The organism is Marinactinospora rubrisoli (assembly GCF_042664915.1).
In the GTDB taxonomy this organism is placed as follows: domain Bacteria; phylum Actinomycetota; class Actinomycetes; order Streptosporangiales; family Streptosporangiaceae; genus Marinitenerispora; species Marinitenerispora rubrisoli.
The window spans coordinates 80784-100559 of sequence record NZ_JBHTBH010000010.1 but is presented as its reverse complement, the minus strand read 5'-3'; the positions used below and the strand labels follow the sequence as shown (position 1 = coordinate 100559).

Sequence of the window (19776 nt, the reverse complement as noted above, 5' to 3'; positions counted from 1 at the left end):
CGATCCGACATGACATGAAAGGAGTGGTGGGGGCCATGGCGCATGGCGCATTCGACGACGTGTTCGCCGCGAACGAGGAGTACGCACAGCGGTTCCGGCTGGGCGGTCTGGCCGCCGTCGCCGCGCGCGGGCTCGCTCTGGTGACGTGCATGGACTCGCGGATCGAGCCGCTGGACATGCTCGGCCTGCGGCCGGGCGACGCCAAGATCCTGCGTAACGCCGGTGCCCGCGTCACCGACGACACGCTGCGCACCCTGGTGCTGGCGGTCTACCTGCTCGGCGTGCAGCGGGTCCTGGTGCTGCCGCACACCCGGTGCAAGATGGCCTCGGTCGCCAGCGACGACGAGGTGCACCGTGCCATCGCCGACACCTACGGCGTGGACACCCGCAGCCTGGAGTTCCACACGGTGCAGGACCAGCGGGCCACTCTGCTGCACGACCTGGAGCGGATCCGGCACCACCCGCTGCTGCCGGCCGACCTTGCGGTCGGTGGAGCGATCTACGACGTGGACACCGGCCGGGTGACGCCGGTCGACGAGTGATCCGCGGGGCGTGCCGCACGGCCGGGACGCGGTGCCCGGAGGGCGGGTAACGGGGCGCGGAGGATGAGGAGCGCGGGGCGGTACGGGGCGGCGTGCTCCCCGCCGTTCTTGCGGGGACCGAAACTCCGGGAAACCCGGCGCCGCCCGGGGCGGGCCCAAACGGAGACGGGAATGCGGCGCGCCGTCCGGCTGTTGACCTTCGCGAAGAAGGGAGCGCGCATGGCGGAGACGACCTACGAGATCTTTGCCCGCGGCCAGCAGCACTTCGAGCTGGGCGACCCCATCGGCGCCGCCCGCATCCTCGCCCCGCTGGCCGAGACCGAACCCAACAGCCGCTCGATCCTGGAGCTCCTCGGACGCGCCTACTTCCATTCCGCCCAGCTCGGCAAGGCGGAGCGGACCTTCCGCCGGCTGATCGAGCTCGACCCCTGCGACGCGTGGGCGCACATCGCGCTGGCGCGGTCGCTGGAACGCCAGAACCGCGAGCAGGAGGCCGCGCCGCACCGCCGGATGCACGCGGTCATGTCGGGCGGGTCCCTCGACTGACCCACCGTCCGGCTCCCCGTCCGGCCGGCACGGCACCCGGGCCGCCGCCCCGAATCTCGGGTCGGCGGCCCGCCGCGTGTCCGAGCGGCCCGCTGCACCGCTCCCCCGCCGGAAGACCGGGGCGCCTGCCGATGGTTCCCGCCGGCACCTGGCCGTACGGGCAGCGCGCCGCTCCCTCACCTTCCCCCGCGCCCGGCCGGGCCCCCGAGATGCCGTGCTGCGTGGTGGCCGCACCCCGGCCGCCGTCCGGGACGGCCGCGCGCGTTCGGATCCGGCGCGCCTCCGGCCATGCGGCCACGTGTCCGGCACCTGGGCGGCACGCCGGGGCGGCACGCACGGCACGGGGAATCGCCCGCTCAGCGCACTTCTCGGTAAGCCCGGGCCCGGACGGCACCGGGCCGGGTAATCTTGTCGACCATGGCAGTGCCAGCACAGGAGCCACCCGAACGCGACTGGCTCGACCGGTCCTGCTCGCGGACGCGCGCGTGGGTGGACGAGGCGGTCCGCCGCGTCATCGCCGACGCCAACCGCTCGGCGGACACCCACCTGCACGTGTTCCCGCTCCCCGCCGACTGGGGCATCGACCTCTACCTCAAGGACGAGTCGGTGCACCCCACGGGCAGCCTCAAGCACCGGCTCGCCAGGTCGCTGTTCCTCTACGCGCTGGCCAACGGCTGGGTCACCGAGGGCACCACCATCGTGGAGGCCAGCTCAGGGTCGACCGCCGTGTCCGAGGCGTACTTCGCGCAGCTGCTCGGCCTGGACTTCGTCACGGTGGTGCCGCGCCGGACCAGCCCGGAGAAGATCGCGCTCATCGAGCGGTACGGCGGCCGGTGCCATTTCGTCGACATCCCCGCCGAGATGTACGGCGAGGCCGAGCGGCTGGCCGCCGAGACCGGCGGCCACTACATGGACCAGTTCACCTACGCGGAGCGCGCCACGGACTGGCGGGGCAACAACAACATCGCCGAGTCGATCTTCAGCCAGCTCGCGCAGGAGCGCTTCCCGGTGCCGGAGTGGATCGTCATGGGCGCCGGGACCGGCGGCACCTCGGCCACCATCGGGCGCTACCTGCGCTACCGCCGGCACCCCACCCGGCTGGCCGTGGTCGACCCGGAGAACTCCGCGTTCTTCCCCGGCTGGGCCACCGGAGCGGCCGACTACAGCACCGGAATGCCGTCCCGGATCGAGGGCATCGGGCGGCCCCGGATGGAGCCGAGCTTCCTGCCGGGCGTCATCGACCTGATGATCCCGGTGCCCGATGCGGCCAGCGTCGCCGCCATGCGGCACCTCAACGAGGTCACCGGGTTGTGCGCCGGCGGCTCCACCGGCACGAACCTGTGGGGCGTCTGGCAGCTGATCGCCCGGATGCTGCGCGACGGCCGGCGCGGCAGCGTGGTCACGCTGATCTGCGACGGCGGCGAGCGGTACCGGCACAGCTACTACGACGACGCGTGGGTGGCCGCGCAGGGCATGGACCTCGCGCCGTACACGGCCGCGCTGGAGCACTTCCTCGCCACCGGGAAGTGGGCACCGCCGCCGGTGCGGGGCGGGTGACCGCGTCGCGGCCGCCCGCCCCGGGCACCGGGACCGTGCTCAGGCGTCGATGCGGGACATGTCGAGTTCCCGCGCGCCCTTGGCGATGAACTCGCGACGCGGCGCGACCTCGTTCCCCATGAGCAGGTCGAACACCGCGGCCGCCTCCTCGGCGTGCTCGACCCGGATCCGGCGCAGCATGCGGTGACGGGGGTCCATGGTGGTCTCGGCGAGCTGGTCGGCGTCCATCTCGCCCAGCCCCTTGTACCGCTGCACCGGTTCCTTCCAGCTCAGCCCCTTGCGCTCCAGTTCCGTCAGCTTCCGGTGCAGTTCGGAGTCGGAGTAGGTGTAGATGTAGCGGTCCTCGGGGCGGGCGCCGCGCTTCTTGCGGACGTTGGTCAGCTCGATGCGGTGCAGCGGCGGCACCGCAGCGTAGACCCGGCCGGCCTCCAGCATCGGGCGCATGTAGCGGTAGAAGAGCGTCAGCAGCAGGCAGCGGATGTGCGCGCCGTCGACATCGGCGTCGGCCATGAGGATCACCCGGCCGTAGCGCGCGGCCTCCAGGTCGAAGGTGCGCCCGGAGCCGGCGCCGATGACCTGCAGGATGGCCGCGCACTCGGCGTTCTTCAGCATGTCGGCCACCGACGACTTCTGCACGTTGAGGATCTTGCCGCGGATGGGCAGCAGCGCCTGGAACTCCGAATCGCGCGCCAGCTTGGCGGTGCCCAGCGCGGAGTCGCCCTCGACGATGAACAGCTCGCTGCGGTCCATGCCCTCGCTGCGGCAGTCGACCAGCTTGGCCGGCAGCGCGGAGTTCTCCAGCGCGTTCTTGCGCCGCTGGTTCTCACGCTGCTGGCGGGCGGCGAGCCGGGCCCGCGCCGCGTTGACGATCTTCTCCAGCACGGTGCGCGCCTGCTGCTTCTCGGCCCGCTTCGTGGAGGTGAGGAAGTGCCGAAGCTCCTTGCCGACCACCTGGGAGACGATCCGGCTGGCCGCGGAGGTGCCGAGGATCTCCTTGGTCTGGCCCTCGAACTGCGGCTCGGGCAGCCGCACGGTGACCACCGCCGTGAGGCCCTCCAGCACGTCCTCCTTGATGACGGGGTCCTCGCTGGCCCGCAGCAGCTTGGTGCTGCGGAGCTGGTCGTTCACCACGCGCACGAGTGCGCGTTCGAAGCCGGCGATGTGGGTGCCGCCCTTGGGGGTGGCGATCACGTTGACGAACGAACGGACCGTACTGTCGTATCCGCTCCCCCAGCGCAGCGCGACGTCGACCTCCAGCTGCCGCTCGACGTCGGTCGGGGTCATGTGGCCGTTCTCGTCGAGCACCGGAACCGTCTCGGTGAACTGGCCGGTGCCCTGGATCCGCAGCACGTCGCTGAGCGGGTTGTCGGCGGCGAGGTAGCCGCAGAACTCGCTGATGCCGCCGTCGAACCGGAACTCCTCCTCATACGCCGGCTCGCCCTCGGTCCGCTCGTCGCGGACGGCGATGGTCAGGCCGGGAATGAGGAACGCGGTCTGGCGGGCGCGGTCGAGAAGCGCCTCGCGGGTGATGTCGGCGTCCTTGAGGAAGATCTGGCGGTCGGCCCAGAACCGCACCCGCGTACCCGTGACCTTCTTCGCCACCCGCCGGATCTGGGAGAGCCCAGAGCGGGGGGTGAACGCGGCGTCGGGTCCCGGGGTGTCGAAGACGCCGGGGATACCGCGGCGGAAGCTCATCTCGTGGGTGTGCCCCTCACGGTCCACTTCGACGTCGAGCCGCGCCGAGAGCGCGTTGACGACCGAGGCGCCGACCCCGTGCAGCCCGCCGGAGGCGGTATAGGACCCGCTGCCGAACTTGCCGCCGGCATGCAGCTTGGTCATGACCAGCTCGACACCGGAGAGGCCCGACTTGGGTTCGACGTCGACCGGGATGCCGCGCCCGTTGTCGCGCACCTCGACCGACCCGTCGGCGTGCAGGACGACGTCGATCCGGGTGCAGAACCCGCCCAGGGCCTCGTCCACCGCGTTGTCGATGATCTCCCACATGCAGTGGGTGAGTCCGCGGCTGTCGGTGGACCCGATGTACATACCGGGCCGCTTGCGGACCGCCTCAAGTCCTTCCAGAACCGAAAGGTGCCGTGCGGAATAATCCTCGGGATCGTGGACGGCTGCGGTGAGGGCGGTCACGTGGACTCTCCTGCGAATCGAGGGCTGCGGCGCGCCGGCGTGACGGGGAGCCGGCGCGGACGGACGGGGCTGGGCGGGACGCGAGCGCGCCCGCCATCGGTCGAGGTCGGCCCGGCGCGCCCGGATCCCGTGTGCTATAGGCACAGTAGTTCGAATTGCAGGGTAGCGGCACTCAGCGGGATCCGCGTAGCGGAGCGTGTCGCCGGGTATGACTCCACCCGGACAACTCGCCGCGGCGATGAAGTAGGTCACAAACCCGGCCGATTCCGCTGTCGGCGTACAGCGGAGCTGGTTGGGAAGGTCTCCGTCAGGTTAGATGTTGTTCTGAGTGACTGACGCCGAGTACTGAGGAAGGCGAAGTGACTGGAACTCTTGCCCCCACCCAGCCGCTGACGGCTGCAGACCGTTGCGACCGTTGCGGTGCCCAGGCGTACGTCCGAGTGGTTCTCAACTCCGGTGGCGAACTGCTGTTCTGCGCGCACCACATGCGTAAGCACGACGACTCGCTCCGCAAGATCGCCTCGGAGATCCAGGACGAGACCAACCGGCTGCACTCGACGCCGGCGTCGAGCTCGACCGAGGAACGCTAGACGCGGTCCCGAACTCAAAGACTTGCGGCGGTGGCCTCCGAAGTGGGAGGCCCCCGCCGACGTCTGTTCCACGAGTTCTCCAGCCGGACTCCCAGGGTGCGTGTATATAGAGAGCAGGGAACGCGTACATCCGTACAGCCAGCGGCGCCGCCAGAAGGGGCGAGCGAATGGCGAAGATCCTGATCGACGTCGATGAAGAGGCGCTGGCCAAAGCGTCGGAGGCCCTAGGGACCTCCACTGAGAAGGACACGGTGAACACCGCCCTCCGTGAGGCCGTGCTTCGCCTCGAACGAGCTAAAGCGCTCGTAGAGATGCAGGAGTTGGCTGCGAGAGGAGGCATGGATCTGGACTACCTCCAGGACAAACGAAAGTACCGACGGTGAGCCCGGCCGAGTACCTCATCGACACGAGCGCTCTCCACCGGATCTTGCTCAAGCCGGGCGATCACTCAGGTTGGGAGGAGCTCATCAAGCTGGGAACCGTCGCAGTCAGTCCGATCACGGAACTCGAAGTTCTGCACAGCGCGCGCTCCATAGCGGACCAGCGAGCTCTTGGTCGGGCAACTCAACCTCATGCTTCCTGCCGCCCCGATCGATGACCGTCATTTTGAGCGAGCATGGGAGGTCCAGCGGTTGCTGACCGCCCGCGGCGAGCACCGTAGCGCTGGCCCGGTCGACCTTGCTAGTCGCGGTGACCGCTCAAATCGACGGACTGGTGTTGCTCCACCAGGACCGGGACTTCGAAACCGTCGCCGGGGTTACCGGGCAACCCACCAGGTGGCTGCCGCCGCCGCCCAGTCCCTGAAAGGACCGCATGCTCATCCTGCTCCCGCCATCTGAGGGAAAGTCCGGTTCCGGAGACGGCCCTCCGCTCGATCTCGGGGCGCTCAGCCTGGCCGAGCTCAATCCCGCACGGGAGCGGGTGCTCGCGGCGCTGGCCGACGTCGTCGCGCGGCCGGTTCCCGAGGCTCGCGCTGTGCTCGGGCTGTCGGCGACGCAGGGGGAAGCCGTCGAACGGAACCGGGTGGTGCGCACCGCGCCGACCATGCGGGCCGCTGACCTGTACACCGGGGTGCTCTACCACGCGCTGCGGCTGCCGGAGCTGCTGGCGGGGCGGACGGCCGACGCGGTGCGCGACTCGGTGCTGGTCTTCTCCGGTCTGTGGGGCGCCGTCCGGGTGACGGACCCGCTGCCGCCGTACCGGCTGTCCATGGGTGTGAAACTGCCGCCGCTGGGCGCGCTGGGCGCCTTCTGGCGGGCGGAGGCGTCGCAGGCGATCGCCAAACGGGCCGAGGGGCGGCTCGTCGTGGACTGCCGGTCGGCCGCCTACGCCGCGGCGTTCCGTCCGGACGCGGCGACGGCGGCGCGTACCGTGACCGTCCGGGTGCTGCGGGAGACGCGGCATGCGGACGGGACGCGCACCCGCTCCGTGGTGAGTCACATGGCCAAGGCCACCCGCGGGGAGATCGCCCACGCGCTGCTGGCCGCCGGTGCCGCGCCGGCGACTCCGCGGGAACTCGCCGGCATCCTCACGGAGCTGGGGCACCACGTGGAGCTGACCGCGCCGGCCCGGACCGGCCGGCCGCACGTGCTGGACGTCGTGGCCGCCGCGTAACGAACAGGTCTCGGCGTTTTATCTCCGCCATACATGCCCGGCGGCATCATCATTGCTGTCGGATGAAGGGGATTCATCGCGACTCCCGGAGATGCGGAACCCCCGCGGGCATCGCCACACCCGTGGCCCGCACCCCCGGGTGCCGCACACGGACGGGCCGGTCCCTTGTCGGAGAGACCGGCCCGTCACCGTACCGCATCACCCGGCCACCAGACCGTGCCGTGGCCGGTTGGTCCGGTCAGTCCAGGTAGTCGCGGAGCACCTGGGAGCGTGACGGATGCCGCAGTTTGGACATCGTCTTGCTTTCTATCTGGCGTATGCGCTCCCGGGTGACTCCGTAGACCTTGCCGATCTCGTCCAGCGTCTTGGGCTGGCCGTCGGTCAGGCCGAACCGCATGGACACCACGCCGGCCTCGCGCTCCGAGAGCGTGTCCAGGACCGAGTGCAGTTGCTCCTGAAGCAGCGTGAAGCTCACGGCTTCGCCCGGCTGGATCGCCTCGGAGTCCTCGATGAGGTCACCGAACTCGCTGTCGCCGTCCTCGCCGAGCGGGGTGTGCAGCGAGATCGGCTCGCGGCCGTACTTCTGGACCTCGACGACCTTCTCGGGGGTCATGTCGAGTTCCTTGGCCAGCTCCTCCGGGGTGGGCTCCCGGCCGAGATCCTGCAGCATCTGCCGCTGCACGCGGGCGAGCTTGTTGATGACCTCGACCATGTGCACCGGGATGCGGATGGTGCGCGCCTGGTCGGCCATCGCCCGGGTGATGGCCTGACGGATCCACCAGGTGGCGTAGGTGGAGAACTTGTAGCCCTTGGTGTAGTCGAACTTCTCGACCGCGCGGATCAGGCCGAGGTTGCCCTCCTGGATGAGGTCGAGGAAGAGCATGCCGCGGCCGGTGTAGCGCTTGGCCAGCGACACCACGAGCCGCAGGTTCGCCTCCAGCAGGTGCTTCTTGGCACGGCTGCCGTCCTCGGCGATCCATTCGAGCTCCTCGCGGAACTCCACGGAGAGCGAACCGGCCTCCTCGGCGAGCTTCTCCTCGGCGAACAGACCGGCCTCGATGCGCTTGGCGAGCTCCACCTCCTGCTCGGCGTTGAGCAGCGGGACCTTGCCGATCTGCTTGAGGTAGTCCTTGACCGGGTCGGCCGTCGCGCCCGCGGCGACCACCTGGGCGGCGGGAGCGTCGTCGTCATCGTCGTAGAGGACGAACGCCTCGTCCTCGGAGGTGTTGGCCGCGGCCTTCTCGGGGATGCCGGCCTTCTCCGGCTTGAGGCCGGATCCCGTGACCGGGCCCTCGACCACCTCGGGACCGTCGTCGGTGTCCTCGACGAGTTCCAGCTCGGCGCCGGTGTCCTCGAAGTCGTCGTCGGTGGCCTCCAGGTCGATGTCCTCCTCGACGTCCTCGGCGTCGAGGTTGACCTCTTCGTCCTTGGCCTTCTCGGCCGGCTTGGCCGCCGCCTTCTTCACCGCGGCGCGTTTGGCGGGTGCGTTCTTGGCCCCGGCCTTGGCGGTGCGCTTGGCGCCCTCACCGCTCTCGTCCGCTGCCGCGGCGCGCTTCTTGGGAGCGGCGGTCCTGGTGGCGCCTCCGGCGTCGACCACCGCGGTGACCGTGTCGGGCTGCTCCTGTGCCGCCGCCGCCCGCTTCACCCGGGTCGTGGCGGTCTTCTTCGGGGCGGCCGCCTTGCGGCGCGTCGACTTCCGCCGCGCGGGCGCGGACTCCGCCGCACCGACCACGAGGGTCACGCCCTCCTTGGTCAGGCTGCGGAGCACGGCCTGGGCCTGCGACATCGGGATGTCGGCCTCTTCGAAGGCACGGCGCACGTCCTCGGGCTCAAGGTACCCCTGGGACCGCCCACGCTCGATCAGCTGCTGGATGACGGGCTCGTGCAGCGACTCCGGCTGCTTTGAGCGGGTCGAACTGGCAGGTGACACAAACACCTCTCGAACGGACGTGTGGCGAGATTGCTGGACTCGACGGTCGGAAGGGGCGGAACGAGGAGTGTCACGCATTCCCCACTCAAGCCCGAGATCGTCCCCGCGTAGGCGGGGCGCACTGTTTTTCGTTGAGCGCACGCGCCCTCCCTAGCATTCTGGCACGTCCGCCCAGTAGGATTCTCACCGCGGCTACACGGTTCCAACCCCACCGTCGGGTCCTCGTCTTCCACGATAGGCAAGACGGGAGAGTTCTTCGTACGGTCTAGTTGTCCGGCTCGGCCTCAGTCGCCGGTACGTGGACGGCGAGCAGTGTTACGTCGTCGTCCTGCTCATACCCTGCGAGCATGCCCTCAACAAGGTACTCCAGCATTTTCTGTGGATCGCCCACCACCTCCGCTGGCGCCTGGGACGCGACACTGACGAGTTCTTCGAGGCCCGACGCGACCGCCCGCTTACGGTTCTCAACTAGTCCATCGGAGTAGAGCACCACGGTGTTACCGGGCGGGACGAAAAACTTGTGGTGTTCTCTCGGTGAGGTCATGCCGAGCGGGGTCGCGGGCTCGGTCTCCACCAGCCGCGGGGCGGCGTCGGGGGCCACCAGCAGGGGCGGAAGGTGACCGGCGTTGCCCAGATAGCCGTGCCCGGTTTCGGGCTCCAGGACGAAGTAGGCCAGGGTGGTGATCTGCTCTTCGCGCTCGGTGGCCTCGAACATGCGGTCCAGGCCGGTCAGCACGTCGGCGGGTTCGGGCATGCTGAAGGCGAGGGCGCGCAGCGCGTTGCGCACCCGGCTCATGCCGGTGGCGGCCTTGATGCCCTTGCCCATGACGTCGCCGAGCACACCGGCGACCCGGCCGTCCGGCAGCGGGAAGGCGTCGTACCAGTCGCCGCCCACCTGGACGTGCTGGGTGCCCGAGCGGTAGAAGGCCCGCATGCGGATGCCGCGCACGTCGGGAAGGGCTTCGGGCAGCAGGCTCTTCTGCAGCGACTCGGCGGTGCGGTGCTCGCGCTCGAACAGGGTGGCCCGCTCCAGGGCGAGCGCGCACTGACCCGCGAGCGCCTCCAGGAAGACCTTCTCCTCCTCGGAGATGTCGCGCGGCCGGTTGAAGGCGAACCGCAGCGCGCCGATGGGCAGGCCGGCGCTGAGCAGCGGCAGCGCCACCCAGGCGCGTTCGTCGGTGTGCTCCAGGAACGTGACGACGTCGGGGTGGTCGTCCAGCAGCGCCCGCATCTCCAGTGGGCTGCCGGCGATGAACGGCTTGCGCTCGCGCACCGCCATGGTCATGGCGTTGGGATAGTCCAGGCCCGACTCACGGGTCCGCACCCCGGCGATGTCGGGGACGCCCTCGGGGTTGAGCACCCGCAGGCGCAGCCGCTCGCGGTCCAGGAGCGCCACGGCCGTGCGGTCCACGCCGACCGCCGACTGACCGATCTCGGCCATGGCCCGGACGACCTCGTTGACCGTCAGCGCCTCGGCGAGGTCGGAGGTGGCCTTCTGCAGCCGGACGGTGCGCAGCGCGGCCTCGCCCAGCTGCTGGGTGAGGCGGTGCCGCATCTCGTCGGCCTCGCGCTGGGTGGTGACGTCGGTGTTGGCGCCGACCCACTCGACCAGCTCACCGTCGCGCATGATGGGGACCGCGCGCGACTGGTAGTGCCGGAAGTCGCCGGACCGGGTCCGCACCCGGAAGGTGGCGTCGAAGACCGTGCTGTCGGCCACCGCGTCGTCCCAGGCACGCTCCACGCGTTCGCGGTCGTCGGGGTGGACGGCGTCCAGCCAGCCACGGCCGAGGTACTCCTCACGGCTCTGGCCGGTGACCGAGCGCCACTCGGCGCAGTCCTCGTTGATGTGGCCGTCGGGCCCCGCCGCCCAGATGATCTGGTTACTGGCCCGCAGCAGTGACCGGTAGCGTTCCTCGCTGCGCCGCAACGCCACCTCCACCTTGTGTCTGTCGCTGAGATCAACCGCGATGTGCGCGACCCCGTTGACGGCCCCGTCGACGCCGTGGGTGGGAAACCACGACATCGCCCAGCGCGGATGCGTGGTGGAGTCGCTCTGGCAGGCGGCCACGAACTGGTGGTCGCCGGTCACGACCGCCTCGCCGGACAGGACGGCGGCGATGGCGGCCTCGTGGGCGGCCGCCTCGGCGGGCGCGAGGACGTCGCTCGGCGTGTGCCCCTCGCAGTCGGCCTCGCCGCGGCCGTAGATGGTGGACAGCGTCCGGTTGACCCGCTGGAAGCGGGCCTCGGTGTCGAAGAAGGCGAAGCCGATGGGGGCTTCCTTGAGAAGGGTCTCCAACAACGCCGAATCCGCGGGACCGAGTCCGGACACGCGCGGGAACGGAACGGACGTCTCGGTGCTCACCGTTGACACCTCCGGGGTCCTTTCCCCCGTGCGCGGGGGCCCGCTCACGCGAGCGCCAGCAGCATAACGAACATCGCTTCTCATCCCGGGAGCAGGCCGCGCCCCGCAGCTGTGAGGGGCCGCACCTGCGACCGCGGTACTCACTCCCCTTGACTCAGACTCCCGTGCGACGCGGTCGGTGTCGAGACCCGTCCTGGGCAGCGGCCGTCCCGGCGATCGCCGTGGCCCAGCATAGGCCACGCCGTCGGGATCGTGCCGGGCTCGCGCCGGCCGCTCCGCAGCGGAAAGTCAGCGGTCATAGCAGACAGTAAATGATACGTCCCGCGCCTGGGATCGGGGCTGGGAGAGCCGGTTTCGGTCGGCCGCTATCTCTCTGCGGGCCGCTTCGACCGGCGCGCACCTGGGATTCGGGCACCGGCCGGACGGGTTGCACGACGCCCGATTCTCCGGCCGGGCGGAGCCGCCGGGTCAGCCGCGGGCCGCCCGGGCCGCCTTCGCCGCCGCCTTCTGGCGCTGCTTGAACGCCCGCACACCGGCCAGCGACTCCGGGTCGCGGACGTCGGCCACCGAGCGCAGGCTGCCCTCCTCGCCGTAGTCGCCCGCCGCCGCCCGCCAGCCCTCGGGGCGGACATCGAGCTGCTTGCCGAGCAACGCCACGAAGATCTGGCTCTTCTGCCTGCCGTACCCGGGCAGCGCCTGGAGACGGCGCAGCAGCTCCCGCCCCGTGGGGGCGTCGCGCCACAGCGCGGCGGCGTCGCCGCCGTAGTGGGCGACGAGGTGCCGGCACAGTTCCTGCAGCCGCCCGGCCATGGCCGAGGGATAGCGGTGCACGGCCGGCGTGCGGGAGAGCAGTTCGGCGAACCCGTCGGGGTCGTACTCCGCGATCTGCCGCGCGTCGAGGCGGTCGCGGCCCAGCCGGCGGGCGATCTCGGCCGGACCCGCGAACGCCCGTTCCATCGGGACCTGCTGGTCCAGCAGCATGCCGGCGAGCAGGGCGAGCGGATCCTCGCTGAGCAGCGAGTCGGCGTCCGCGTCACCGGTCAAGTGCAACGTCGGTGTCATGACGCCATGGTCCCACGCCGTTCGCGCCGGACCCGGCCGCGACCCGGGCCGACCGTCCTACCTCGCTTTATTCGACTTGACTTATATAAGTGGCAAATGTACAAGTGGAACGTGCACGCATTCGACGTTCTCGCGGATCCGGCGCGGCGCCGGATCCTGGAACTGCTCGCCGAAGGCGAGCAGACCTCCGGCTCCATCGCCTCGGTCATCCGGCGGGAGTTCGGGATCTCCCAGCCCGCGGTGTCGCAGCACCTGCGGGTTCTGCGCGAGCACGGCTTCGCCTCCGTTCGCGCTGACGGCACCCGCCGCCTGTACGCCGTGGACTCCGCGCCGCTGCGCGAGGTCGACGAGTGGCTGGAGCCGTTCCGGCGGTTCTGGTCGCAGCGGCTGGACGCCCTGGCCACCGAGCTGGCGAGGGGACGGCGGGAGCGCCGCGCCGCCGGATCCGGGGCGGAGACCGGCCGGCCGGGCGAGGGCCCCGGGAACGCGCACCACCGAGAGGAATGACGACATGACCGATGAGACCGAGCAGATCGCCGCCGCCCACCGGCAGGTCGGCACCCGGGCCCTGGAGACGGGTCCCGGCCGCACCGTGGCCATCGCCCGGACCTACGACGCCGATATCGACGACGTCTGGACGGCCTGTACCGACCCCGGCCGGCTCCGGCGCTGGTTCCTGCCCGTCTCCGGCGACCTGCGCCTCGGCGGCCGCTACCACCTCGAAGGCAACGCGAGCGGCACGATCGAGCGCTGCGATCCGCCGAACGGTTTCGAGGCCACCTGGGAGTTCGGCGGCGACGTGAGCCGGATCGAGGTCCGGCTGACCCCGGTGTCCGGCGAGCGGACCCGGCTCGAACTCACCCACATCGCTCCCGATAACGAGCACTGGACCGAGTACGGCCCCGGAGCGGCCGGGGTGGGCTGGGACATCGGCCTCAGGGCCCTGGGCGTCCACCTGCGCGGGCTGGAGGTCCCACGTGAAGAGGACTGGGCGGCCACCGAGGAGGGGGTGCGCTTCATGGCGCTCAGCAGCGAGCGGTGGGGCGAGGCGGACATCGCGGGCGGCACCGATCCCGCCGACGCCCGCGCGCGGGCGCGGCGCACGGCCGCCTTCTACACCGCGGCCCCATCGGGCGACTGACCCGCGGCGACCGCATGGCCGCCCCCGGCCCGGGTCAACGGCCCGCCAAAGCCCGGGCAAGAGCGGTGCGCTCGGGGATTGACGGGGCTCCGCCGCGTTATGGGATGGAGGGTGGCCGCGGTGTCGCGCCGCCGGTTCCGCACCGGCGACCGCCACCGGCCCGCCGTGCCGCACGGGAACCCGCGTCCTGTCACGCCCGCCGCCATCGAGAGGCACTGAGAGCCGATGGTCCACACCCGCCAAGGAGATCTGGAACAGCTCGCCGACCGGCTGCACCTGGAGTTCGCCGCGCTGCCGCACCCGCACGTGCGGCGCTGCGTCGCCGACACCTGGCGATGCGCGGCGCACCTCGGGTACGACGTCACGCCGGGGCTGGTCGAGCGGGTCGCCCGGGAGCGGCTGCACGCCGCGGTGAACTCCCGGCCCACCGCCGCCTGCGGGCGGGCCCCGGCGCCCCGCCCGGCCGCCGGCGGCGGCCGTACCGGCTGAGTCGTCCGGCTCCGTGACCGGCCTTTGCCCACCGTCCGGCCGGGCGACGGCCGATCCGCCGCACCACCGCCGCGCGCCGGCGCCGAAACACCCGCCGAAGCGGCGTTGAGCGCGCGGAAGAGTGCCATAGGCTCATCAGGTGTCCGTTCCGCCGCTTACCCGAAAACCCGGCGCCACGCCGCCGCCGGACGACGTCTTCGCCGAGATGCTGCGAGCCGCCCGGGCCATGCTGGCCATGCGGCATCCACTCGACGCCGAACTCGTCGTCAGCGAGTTGCTCGGCGCGTGGTGGGGGCGGCGGGTACCGGGCATCGACGTCGGGCGGCTGCTCGGCGAGGGCCTGGTCCGCTACGCGACGGCGGACGCGAGCCCGGCCGCGCTGGCGCTGCTCGCCGGGGTCGCCGCACTCGGCCCATCCCGCCGGCAGCGCGTGCTCGCCAAGTCAGGGCTGCTCCGGCTCATGCGGCGTGATGTCGCGCATCCGGGGTGGGCGACGAAACTCGGCGAGGTGCGGCCGGTCGAGTGCTACGTCTCCGGCACCCGATTCGGCGACACCGACGACGTCATCTGCACCTTCCGCTATGCGACGGATCCGGGACCCGACGACGCGGCCGGCCACGCGCTGATCGCGGTCGTCGACCACAACGCGGGCGGGATGGTCCGGGACGCCTGGGTCACCAGCAAGGTGACCCGGCTGCTGGAGCACTGCCGCCGCAAGGCCGCCGACGACCCCATGGCCACGCTGACCGAGGTGTCCCCGGGACGGGCGCGGGCGCTGCTGTCGGCGGCGCTGGAGCGCACCGAGCGCGCGCTGCCCACCGGCGACGGCACGTCCCGCGCGGAGCCGGCGGACCGGGCGGACGCGCCCGCCGGCTCACTGGCCGCCTACGACGCGCTGCTGCGGGCCCGGGTCCGCGCGCTGCCCCCTCCCGGGAGAAGCGAGAGCGCCGCACCGGCGTGGAGCCGGGACCGCCGCGCCGTGCTGGCCGCGCGGTTCCTGGCCTCCGACGCCGCGGCCGAGCTCTCCGACAGCTACGCCGCGAGCCGCTGCGTCGACCACATCATCGACTACGGCTGCGACATCGACGCGGGCCGGCCGCTGCGGGTCAGCCCGCGCAAGGTGGAGACGTTCCTGCTGAGCTGGCTGCCGCGCCGGGTGGTGCTGCTGCCGGCCGAGCAGGAGGCGATGCCGCACGTGCTGGCCGCGTGGATCCGGTGGGCCGGACCGCGCGACGCCCTTCCGGAGGAGGCGGTGCGCGCCACGCTGGACGCGGTGTGGGAGTCGACGACCTCGTTCGGCACGGCCTACCGCGACCCGGCGACCTCCTTCGGTCTGCGCCGCGAGGTCGTCCGCCGGCTCCTTCCCGACGGCGACCTGTCGGCGCTCCCCCGCCGCATGTTCGCGTTCCCGCTGCTCACCAGCGACCTGCTCGCCGACGACGGCGGCCGCTTCGACCCCACGACCCCGGAGGGCCGGCGCGCGCTGCTGCGCCTCGACCACTTCGAGGACTACGACATCCCCGACGACCACCGCGGCAAGCACTCCGCGGCCGACGACCGGCCGTCCGCGGCCAGCGCGATCGACGCCCCCGAGGCCGCGGAGGCGCTGGCCGCCCATGAGCGCCTGGCCGAACGCCTGTGGAAGGGCGACCCGGCCAACCTGTGGGAGGCCGCGCAGCGCCTGCTGGACCGGGGGCACACCCGGACCGCGGTCCTGGAGACGCTCCTGGACATCCTGGACGAGGCCGAGGACGAGACCGACCTGGTGAACCGGCTGGACGACGTGTAGCCGACGGAGACCCGGGCGGAGGCGGCCGTCCGTGCCGCGCGCAACGGCCCGTGTCCCGGGCCGCGCGGGCGGCGGGTCCGGGCGGCCGGGTCCGCACCGCCCCGCGCGGGATGACGAGAAGGAGCCGGACGAGGTCCGGACGCCGGCCGGGCGCTCGGCGGGACCGGACGGCTCAGGCGACCGGGGCGCCGCCGAACAGGGCGGAGACCTGCTCGCCGGCCTCCTTGACGTCCTTCACCGTGTCGACGCCGCGCCAGAATCCGTCGATGCGGTAGCCGAAGAGCCGTCCCTCCCGCGCGAGCCGTGGGAAGGTGCTCGACTCGTGGTCGCCCTTCTCGGGCAGCAGCGGGGTCACGCCCGGCTCGAAGAGGTACACCCCCGCGTTGATCCAGAACGGGAGCAGCGGGCTCTGCGTGAAGCCCTCGATGAGCCCGTCGTCGGTGACGTCGACGATCCCCCACGTGGTGCGGTACTGCGCCAGGGCCAGCGTGACCAGGCCGCCCTTCTCCCGGTGGTAGGCGGTGAACTCGTCCAGGGGGAACCAGGTGAGCACGTCGCCGTTGAGGGCGAAGTACGGCCGGTCGGCGGCCCGCAGGCCCGAGGCGGCGAACCGCAGTGCTCCGCCGCGCCCGAGCGGCTCGTCCTCGACCAGAAGGGTGATCTCCGGTCCGTCCGTCCGGCCTGCCAGGTGGTCGCGCAGCACCTCGGCCTTGTAGCCGCACGACACCACGACGTGCTCGACCCCGTGCCGCGCCAGCCACTCCAGCTGGTAGTCGATGATGGGCCGGTCCGCGACCTCGACCATCGCCTTGGGGCGGGTGTCGGTGTAGGGACGCAGGCGGGTCGCCTGGCCGCCGGCCAGGATGACCGCCTGGGTGATGGGGGCGGTGGAACCACTCATGCAGCGGACCCTAGCAGGGCGGAGTTCCAGGGAACGGCGCACCAGGCGGCGTTTTCCGGCCATTCACCCGGACTTGTCCCGTAGGGGGTACGGCCGGCCCGGCCGCTCCGAACCCCACCGCGCTCCCCGCCAGGGGCGTCCCGCGGCGCCCGCCCTCACGCCTGGGTGATCTCCGCGTACGCCTGCCGCAGATCCGCGCTCGTGACGCGGGTGAGGTCGTCGGCGGTGGCGGCCTCGCCGAGGTCCTCCGCGACCCGCAGGTCGCGGTAGGAGCACGCCTTCTCGAACAGCGAGCGCGCGAACCGCCCGTTGCCGAGCTCGTCGATCCAGCCCGCGGCGCACACGTACCCGAAGATCTGCTCCAGGTCGGCGCGGGCGTCCTCGTCGAAGGTGTCGCCGGTCTGGGCGGCCACGGTCTCGGCGATCCGGGTGAGCTCGTCCGCAGAGTAACTGGGGAAGGCCACGCGGACGTTGAACCGCGAGGACAGTCCCGCGTTGCTGGCCAGGAACCGGTCCATTTCGGCCGGGTAGCCCGCGAGCACGACGACCAGACGGGACCGGTCGTCCTCGGCGCGCTTCAGCAGGGTCTGAATGGCCTCCGCGCCGAACGCGTCGCCCCCGCTGTAGCCCGGGTTGGCGAGCGAGTACGCCTCGTCGACGAACAGCACACCGCCGAGCGCCCGGTCGATCAGCTTGTTCGTCTTGACCGCGGTGGCGCCGAGGTGCTCCCCCACCAGATCGACCCGGGACGCCTCCTGCACCTCGGCCCTCGTGAGCAGGCCGAGTGCGGCGAACACCCGGCCGAGGATCCGCGCGACCGTGGTCTTGCCGGTGCCGGGCGGGCCGACGAACACGAAGTGCCGCATCGGGTGCTGGGTGCGCAGTCCCTGCCCCTCCCGGAGGCGGGACACCTGGAGCTGCGCGGCGATCGAGCGCACCTGCCGTTTGACCGGCTCCAGGCCGATCATGCCGTCAAGCTCGGCGAGCGCCTCGGCCAGGTCGGGCGTCTTGGCGAAGCCCGGCAGCCGTTCGGTGAGCTGGTGATAGGCGGTGGCGATGTCGCCGGCCCGCACGGTGACCAGGTCCTCGGCGGCCGGCTGGTGTCCGGCCTCTCCCGTGGTCACGACCCGGACATCGCGGGCCTCGGCCGCCTTCTCCACCAGCGAGCGCACGAAGCGGCCGTTGCCCAGCTCGTCCACCACGTTGCGCCGCGCCGCCTCCTCGAAGCGGGCCCGCAGCACCGGTGGCGCCTCGGCGTCCAGCAGGTCGCCGCGCTGGCCGAACAGGTGCTCGGCGATGCGCTGCAGCTCATCCGGCCGGTAGCTCGGGAACGTGATCCGGGTGGCGAAGCGCGAGGCCAGGCCGGGGTTGGAGGCGAGGAACCGGTCCATCTCGGCCTCGTAGCCGGCCAGGATGATGACCAGCCGGTCGCGGTCGTCCTCGGCCCGCTTGAGCAGGGTCTGCACGGCCTCGTTGCCGAACCTGTCCGGCTGGCCGTCTCCATCGTTGACCAGCGAGTACGCCTCGTCGATGAAGAGCACGCCGCCCAGCGCCCGGTCCACGAGTTCGTTCGTCTTGATGGCGGTGGCGCCGAGGTACTCCCCGACCAGGTCCGCGCGCTGGGCCTCCACCACGTGCGGGGAGGGCAGCAGGCCGAATGAATGGAAGATGGTGGCGAGCGTCCGCGCCACGCTCGTCTTGCCGGTGCCGGGCGGTCCGGAGAACACCAGGTGGCGCAGCGGCTTGTCCACCGCGTAACCGGCGTCGGCGCGCAGCCGCGCCGCCTCGATGGACGCCGCGATGGCGCGGACCTGCTGCTTGACCGGGTCCAGGCCGATCATGCCCTCCAGCTCGGCCAGTGCCTCGTCCACCGGGATCGGCGGCACCGGCTCGCCATCGCGGACGTCGTGCCGCCGGTCTCCGGCCGCGCCCGCGGCCTGGCGTTCCCGCCGTCGGGCGGCCGGCGGCCCCCCGGCGTGCGGTCCGGCCACGTCGGCACCGACCCCGCGAAGTTCACGGCGCAGCCGGCGCGCGGCGACGGCCCGCCACAGCAGCGCGGCGCCCGCGCCCGCGACCGTGCAGGCGATGCCGAGGGCGGGCGGCACCGCGTCGGTGAGCATGCTGGCCAGCGCCACGGCCATGCCGGTGATCAGCCCGACCAGGAGCGCCAGCAGTGTGGTGTGCCAGACCGGGAAGCCCCGGATCCGCCCGGCGGCCAGCGTGACGAGCGGTGGGAGGAGCGGCAGCACCAGCACGACGGGCTCGCCGGCCAGCGGGATCTGGAACAGCGGGTAGGCGACCACGAGCCAGCCGACGCACACCAGCGCGGTGGCCACCGCCTCGGCGGAGCGCATCAGCGCCGCGAACAGCGCGAGCACCAGCACGGTGACGGTGACGGCGAGCAGCACGGGCAGACCGGCGATGAACGCGGCCACGGCGGCGACCGTGACCGCCACCAGTCCGGCGAACAGCCGGGAACGCGGCGGGTACCGGTCGTAGAGGGACCGCAGCCGCCGGACCGGCGACACCGCCACCGGCTGACCCGTGGCCCGGGGTCGGTCCTCACGCGGCATCGCTGCCCCCTTCGCCCCTGTTCACCCCGCGACCCGCGGATGCTCCGGCCGTGTCGGCCGGTCGGTCGTCGCCACCCTTGTATAGCGCACCCGTGCGCGGCCCCCGCCGATCGGCCGGATCGCCCGCTTCGGGTGGCGCGTCGCCGGGCCGCGCACGCTGCCCGGCGGCGCCCGCCGCCCCTGCCGCCCATACTGCCGTTCGCGGCCGGTCGTGGACAGGGGGCGGGCGAACGGTCCTCGCCGCCGCGCCGACCCGGCCGGACCGGCCGAACGGCGCACCTGGTCCCTGTGCGCTCCGTGTCCAGCACGGAGGGTAACGCAAGGCGCGCGAGGGCGAGCTGCGACACGGCAGCGGCTGCGGGCGTGGCCGCCTCCGGCCCGCGTCTCGCGAAAGCGCGAGCCGGGTGCACGCCCGGCCCAAAGGGGCGGCGGCCGGTGCGTTCCCCGCGCTGCCGAAGGTCCGCGACGACACGGCCCGGGAATCCGGCGACGGGCCCGACGGACCCGTGGCGTACCCGGACCTCGTCCCATCGGG

At 72.1% G+C, this 19776-nt stretch carries 17 protein-coding genes; 11 read left to right on the top strand and 6 right to left on the bottom strand.

What is annotated here, in order from left to right:
* Positions 1-35 precede the first annotated feature (35 nt).
* The 3 genes from ACFQRF_RS20385 (at position 36) to cds1 (ending at position 2645) form a co-directional block, all read left to right on the top strand.
* Complete coding sequence (locus ACFQRF_RS20385; RefSeq protein WP_379872736.1) at positions 36-542, top strand: beta-class carbonic anhydrase; 507 nt, start codon at positions 36-38, stop codon at positions 540-542.
* Between the two features lie 219 nt (positions 543-761).
* A complete protein-coding gene (locus ACFQRF_RS20380) occupies positions 762-1088 on the top strand; it encodes a tetratricopeptide repeat protein (protein WP_379872735.1) in 327 nt (108 codons plus the stop codon).
* 417 nt (positions 1089-1505) lie between these two features.
* A complete protein-coding gene (gene cds1, locus ACFQRF_RS20375; protein WP_379872734.1) occupies positions 1506-2645 on the top strand; it encodes an L-cysteine desulfhydrase Cds1 in 1140 nt (379 codons plus the stop codon).
* 39 nt (positions 2646-2684) lie between these two features.
* On the opposite strand, the gene ACFQRF_RS20370 is transcribed toward cds1, so the two are convergent.
* On the bottom strand, positions 2685-4790 hold the full coding sequence (locus ACFQRF_RS20370; protein WP_379872733.1) for a DNA gyrase/topoisomerase IV subunit B: 2106 nt from the start codon (positions 4788-4790) through the stop codon (positions 2685-2687).
* Positions 4791-5149: 359 nt separating this feature from the next.
* Between ACFQRF_RS20370 and ACFQRF_RS20365 the strand changes: the two genes are divergently transcribed.
* From ACFQRF_RS20365 to yaaA, 4 genes are all read left to right on the top strand, one after another.
* Positions 5150-5380: a DUF7455 domain-containing protein gene (locus tag ACFQRF_RS20365; RefSeq protein WP_379872732.1), complete on the top strand. Its 231-nt coding sequence runs from the start codon at positions 5150-5152 to the stop codon at positions 5378-5380.
* A 167-nt stretch (positions 5381-5547) separates the two neighbouring features.
* Complete coding sequence (locus ACFQRF_RS20360; RefSeq protein ID WP_379872731.1) at positions 5548-5763, top strand: type II toxin-antitoxin system VapB family antitoxin; 216 nt, start codon at positions 5548-5550, stop codon at positions 5761-5763.
* Positions 5760-5978, top strand: coding sequence for a PIN domain-containing protein (locus tag ACFQRF_RS20355; RefSeq protein ID WP_379872730.1), 219 nt, complete (start codon positions 5760-5762; stop codon positions 5976-5978). Before ACFQRF_RS20360 ends, ACFQRF_RS20355 begins: the two co-directional genes overlap by 4 nt.
* A gap of 215 nt (positions 5979-6193) precedes the next feature.
* On the top strand, positions 6194-6994 hold the full coding sequence (yaaA, locus tag ACFQRF_RS20350) for a peroxide stress protein YaaA (RefSeq protein WP_379872729.1): 801 nt from the start codon (positions 6194-6196) through the stop codon (positions 6992-6994).
* A 238-nt stretch (positions 6995-7232) separates the two neighbouring features.
* Here the strand turns inward: yaaA and ACFQRF_RS20345 are convergent, their stop codons facing one another.
* The 3 genes from ACFQRF_RS20345 to ACFQRF_RS20335 all read right to left on the bottom strand — a co-directional run bounded on the left by ACFQRF_RS20345 (position 7233) and on the right by ACFQRF_RS20335 (position 12348).
* Positions 7233-8813: an RNA polymerase sigma factor gene (locus ACFQRF_RS20345; RefSeq protein ID WP_379872852.1), complete on the bottom strand. Its 1581-nt coding sequence runs from the start codon at positions 8811-8813 to the stop codon at positions 7233-7235.
* Positions 8814-9189: 376 nt separating this feature from the next.
* Positions 9190-11286, bottom strand: a complete 2097-nt coding sequence (locus tag ACFQRF_RS20340) for a SpoIIE family protein phosphatase (RefSeq protein ID WP_379872728.1) — start codon at positions 11284-11286, stop codon at positions 9190-9192.
* A gap of 468 nt (positions 11287-11754) precedes the next feature.
* Positions 11755-12348: an HhH-GPD-type base excision DNA repair protein gene (locus ACFQRF_RS20335; RefSeq protein WP_379872727.1), complete on the bottom strand. Its 594-nt coding sequence runs from the start codon at positions 12346-12348 to the stop codon at positions 11755-11757.
* A 96-nt stretch (positions 12349-12444) separates the two neighbouring features.
* Here ACFQRF_RS20335 and ACFQRF_RS20330 point away from each other — a divergent pair, with 96 nt between their 5' ends.
* The 4 genes from ACFQRF_RS20330 to ACFQRF_RS20315 all read left to right on the top strand — a co-directional run bounded on the left by ACFQRF_RS20330 (position 12445) and on the right by ACFQRF_RS20315 (position 15767).
* Positions 12445-12855, top strand: a complete 411-nt coding sequence (locus ACFQRF_RS20330; RefSeq protein ID WP_379872726.1) for an ArsR/SmtB family transcription factor — start codon at positions 12445-12447, stop codon at positions 12853-12855.
* 4 nt (positions 12856-12859) lie between these two features.
* Entirely contained in the window at positions 12860-13489 is a 630-nt protein-coding gene (locus ACFQRF_RS20325; protein ID WP_379872725.1) for an SRPBCC family protein, read from the top strand.
* 225 nt (positions 13490-13714) lie between these two features.
* Complete coding sequence (locus ACFQRF_RS20320) at positions 13715-13978, top strand: hypothetical protein (protein ID WP_379872724.1); 264 nt, start codon at positions 13715-13717, stop codon at positions 13976-13978.
* A 205-nt stretch (positions 13979-14183) separates the two neighbouring features.
* Positions 14184-15767 (top strand): hypothetical protein, encoded by a 1584-nt coding sequence (locus ACFQRF_RS20315; protein WP_379872851.1) that lies wholly within the window; start codon positions 14184-14186, stop codon positions 15765-15767.
* A 172-nt stretch (positions 15768-15939) separates the two neighbouring features.
* Here the strand turns inward: ACFQRF_RS20315 and ACFQRF_RS20310 are convergent, their stop codons facing one another.
* Together ACFQRF_RS20310 and ACFQRF_RS20305 are read right to left on the bottom strand one after the other, a co-directional pair.
* Positions 15940-16668: a nucleotidyltransferase family protein gene (locus ACFQRF_RS20310; protein WP_379872723.1), complete on the bottom strand. Its 729-nt coding sequence runs from the start codon at positions 16666-16668 to the stop codon at positions 15940-15942.
* A 155-nt stretch (positions 16669-16823) separates the two neighbouring features.
* Positions 16824-19241 (bottom strand): AAA family ATPase, encoded by a 2418-nt coding sequence (locus ACFQRF_RS20305; RefSeq protein ID WP_379872722.1) that lies wholly within the window; start codon positions 19239-19241, stop codon positions 16824-16826.
* Between the last annotated feature and the right edge of the window lie 535 nt (positions 19242-19776).